This is a genomic window from Mesorhizobium sp. M5C.F.Ca.IN.020.32.2.1, from assembly GCF_004023105.1.
Lineage (GTDB): Bacteria > Pseudomonadota > Alphaproteobacteria > Rhizobiales > Rhizobiaceae > Mesorhizobium > Mesorhizobium wenxiniae.
Window position 1 is genome coordinate 1 of sequence record NZ_RZSX01000836.1, and the last position, 2,735, is coordinate 2,735.

A 2,735-nucleotide genomic window follows, 5' to 3' on the forward strand; every position below is an offset into this window, starting at 1 on the left:
GACGATCTCGTGGGCGGGGCGACCCGTGCTGCGCGGCTGGCGCTTGGCATAACGCAGGATTGCCTGGCGAGGCCATTGCCCGCCGCCGACCTCCTGGGTGACGCTCCGGCGGTATCGGAAGACTTGACGGAAGCCGAGCGCTCCGTCGTCCAGCGCGCCCTCGCCCGGTCGCAAGGCAACGTCTCCGCCGCCGCGCAGAATCTCGGCATTTCCCGCGCCACACTCCATCGCAAGCTTGCCCGGTTCGGCATCCGGCGTCCACATTGATGTTCGCGTCCGTGACCTGTCGCAGTTTTGCGACAGGTCGCCCTGGCCCGCTGCCAGCATAGGGCTGACATTGCGATCCCTATCCTGCAACGCTTTCAACCGGGACGTCCGCATCCCGCGGCGTCGCTTTCGGGAGGAAGACATGAACAAGGTGGAATTTTCGCGTACGGTCAAGGTCCCCTTTGCCAAGCGCTATGGCAACTTTATCGGCGGCAAATGGACAGAGCCACGCTCCGGCCGATACTTTGACAACTACTCGCCCGTGAACGGCCAGCTGTTATGCGAGGTCGCACGTTCCGACGAGGCCGATGTCGAAGCCGCGCTCGATGCGGCGCACGGAGCCAAGGACGCTTGGGGCCGCACCAGCGTTGCCGAGCGTGCGCTGATTCTCAACCGCATCGCTGATCGCATGGAGGACAATCTAGACCTCCTGGCACTTGCCGAGACTTGGGATAATGGCAAGCCGATCCGCGAAACGACCGCCGCCGATATGCCGCTCGCTGTCGATCATTTCCGCTATTTCGCCGGCGCGCTGCGCAGTCAGGAGGGCAGCCTCTCCCAGATCGACGACGACACCGTCGCCTATCACTTTCACGAACCCCTGGGTGTGGTCGGCCAGATCATTCCCTGGAATTTCCCGCTGCTGATGGCGTGCTGGAAGCTGGCGCCCGCGATTGCCGCCGGCAATTGCGTCGTGCTGAAGCCGGCTGAACAGACACCGGCGTCGATCTTGCTCTGGGCCGATCTGATCGGCGATCTTTTGCCGCCGGGGGTCCTGAACATTGTGAACGGCTTCGGCCTCGAAGCGGGCAAGCCGCTCGCCTCCTCGCCGCGCGTCGCCAAAATCGCCTTCACCGGCGAAACCACGACTGGCCGGCTGATCATGCAATATGCCGGCCAGAACCTCATTCCGGTAACGCTCGAACTCGGCGGCAAATCGCCCAACATTTTCTTCCAGGATGTGCTCGCTGAAGACGACGACTTCTTCGACAAGGCGGTCGAGGGCTTCGTCATGTTCGCGTTCAACCAGGGGGAGGTTTGCACCTGTCCAAGCCGTGCACTGATCCATGAAGCGATCTACGACCGTTTCATGGAGACGGCGCTGAAACGCGTCCAGGCTATCGTGCAAGGCGATCCGCTCGATCCGGCCACCATGGTCGGCGCGCAGGCATCCTCGGAACAGCTCGAAAAGATCCTGAGCTACTTTGAAATCGGCCGCCAGGAAGGCGCCGAGGTGCTAACTGGCGGCGGGCGCGCCGAACTTCCGGGCGACCTTGCCGGCGGCTATTATGTCCAGCCGACCGTGTTCAAAGGGCACAACAAGATGCGCGTGTTCCAGGAGGAAATCTTTGGACCGGTGGTCTCGGTGGCCACCTTCACGGATGACGAAGAGGCGCTGCAGATCGCCAACGACACCCTTTACGGACTCGGCGCCGGCATCTGGAGCCGCGATGCAAATCGTTGCTACCGCTTCGGCCGAGCCATCCAGGCGGGCCGCGTCTGGACCAACTGCTATCACGCCTATCCGGCGCATGCTGCGTTTGGCGGTTACAAGCAGTCGGGTATTGGCCGCGAGACCCATAAGATGATGCTTGACCACTATCAGCAGACCAAGAACATGCTGGTCAGCTACAGCCCGAAAAAGCTTGGCTTCTTCTGATCGCTCCGATGGCGCTGCCACAGCGGCGGGGTCAGCCTGGACCGCGCTGCTGTACAGGTCTTCGTGGGCGTATGCTGTATTGGCCGCTAGGAAAAAATTCGGCCATCACGGACCACGGACCATTCGGATCGTCCTGAGTATACGATACATCATGAGCCAAAGGCGCGCACTCGTTCTCGTCAGCGCAGATGTTCAGCCATGGAACGCCACCCTCACAAGAAGATGCTCTCGTCATTCGGCGTCCGACACCATTCTTGGCGGGGGCGTTGAAGCGGCTTCCACATTCCAGGACCAATTGATGGCGAAGGATGCGCTTGGAGCACATGCGCTCGACGAACTCGGCATCTCCGAAACGAACCCGGCCGATCCAGGCGGCGCTGACTTCGGCTTCCGCCGTCGGCGCCGGCGATGCCATGCCGATCGCAGGTGTGGCCGTCTTCGATGCAGGTGACCGTCGCTATCGCCTCATTGCTTCTTTTGCGCTGCCCCGTCGCAATGCGTGGCGTCGGGCATAGATGAGCTGATCGGTACTGCGGTTAAGCGCAACCGGGTCGCTCAAGCCTTCAGGCGCTCCCGCCAGAAGTGTTTCAACAACTCAAGACAGACCAGTACAGCGATCCCGGACGTAAGGGTGACGGCAAGATCATCCAGGTGCAGCGGCCCGAATTGGAAGAGGCCACTCGCAAGCGGCCAAAGAAGTGTGCCGCCAAGTGCTGCAGCAACGACCGCGACGACAATTACAAGCGATCGATTTGGCCGCAACAGCGCAATCAGCAGCGACTCGCTGAACGTGCGGTTGACGAAAATC

The 2,735-nt window shown here is 61.5% G+C and carries 3 protein-coding genes and 1 pseudogene; 3 read left to right on the plus strand and 1 reads right to left on the minus strand.

What is annotated here, in order from left to right; all coding sequences use genetic code 11:
• The 3 genes and pseudogenes from EOA86_RS29605 to EOA86_RS40755 all read left to right on the plus strand — a co-directional run.
• Positions 1 to 267, plus strand: a 267-nt coding sequence (locus tag EOA86_RS29605; protein WP_281035707.1) for a helix-turn-helix domain-containing protein, incomplete at its 5' end; no start/stop codon positions are given.
• A gap of 142 nt (positions 268 to 409) precedes the next feature.
• The gene (gene adh, locus EOA86_RS29610) at positions 410 to 1,927 is read left to right on the plus strand and encodes an aldehyde dehydrogenase (protein ID WP_128344895.1); all 1,518 of its coding nucleotides are present in this window, start codon (positions 410 to 412) and stop codon (positions 1,925 to 1,927) included.
• A 289-nt stretch (positions 1,928 to 2,216) separates the two neighbouring features.
• Positions 2,217 to 2,349, plus strand: a pseudogene (locus EOA86_RS40755) (VIT family protein); the annotation flags it as partial.
• A 133-nt stretch (positions 2,350 to 2,482) separates the two neighbouring features.
• Here the strand turns inward: EOA86_RS40755 and EOA86_RS29620 are convergent.
• The coding region (locus tag EOA86_RS29620; protein WP_348633371.1) for a cation transporting ATPase C-terminal domain-containing protein at positions 2,483 to 2,735 on the minus strand (253 nt) is incomplete at its 5' end.

Coding starts and splice junctions, on each gene's coding strand:
- adh (WP_128344895.1), top strand. CDS start 410: ATGAACAAGGTGGAATTTTCGCGTACGGTCAAGGTCCCCTTTGCCAAG.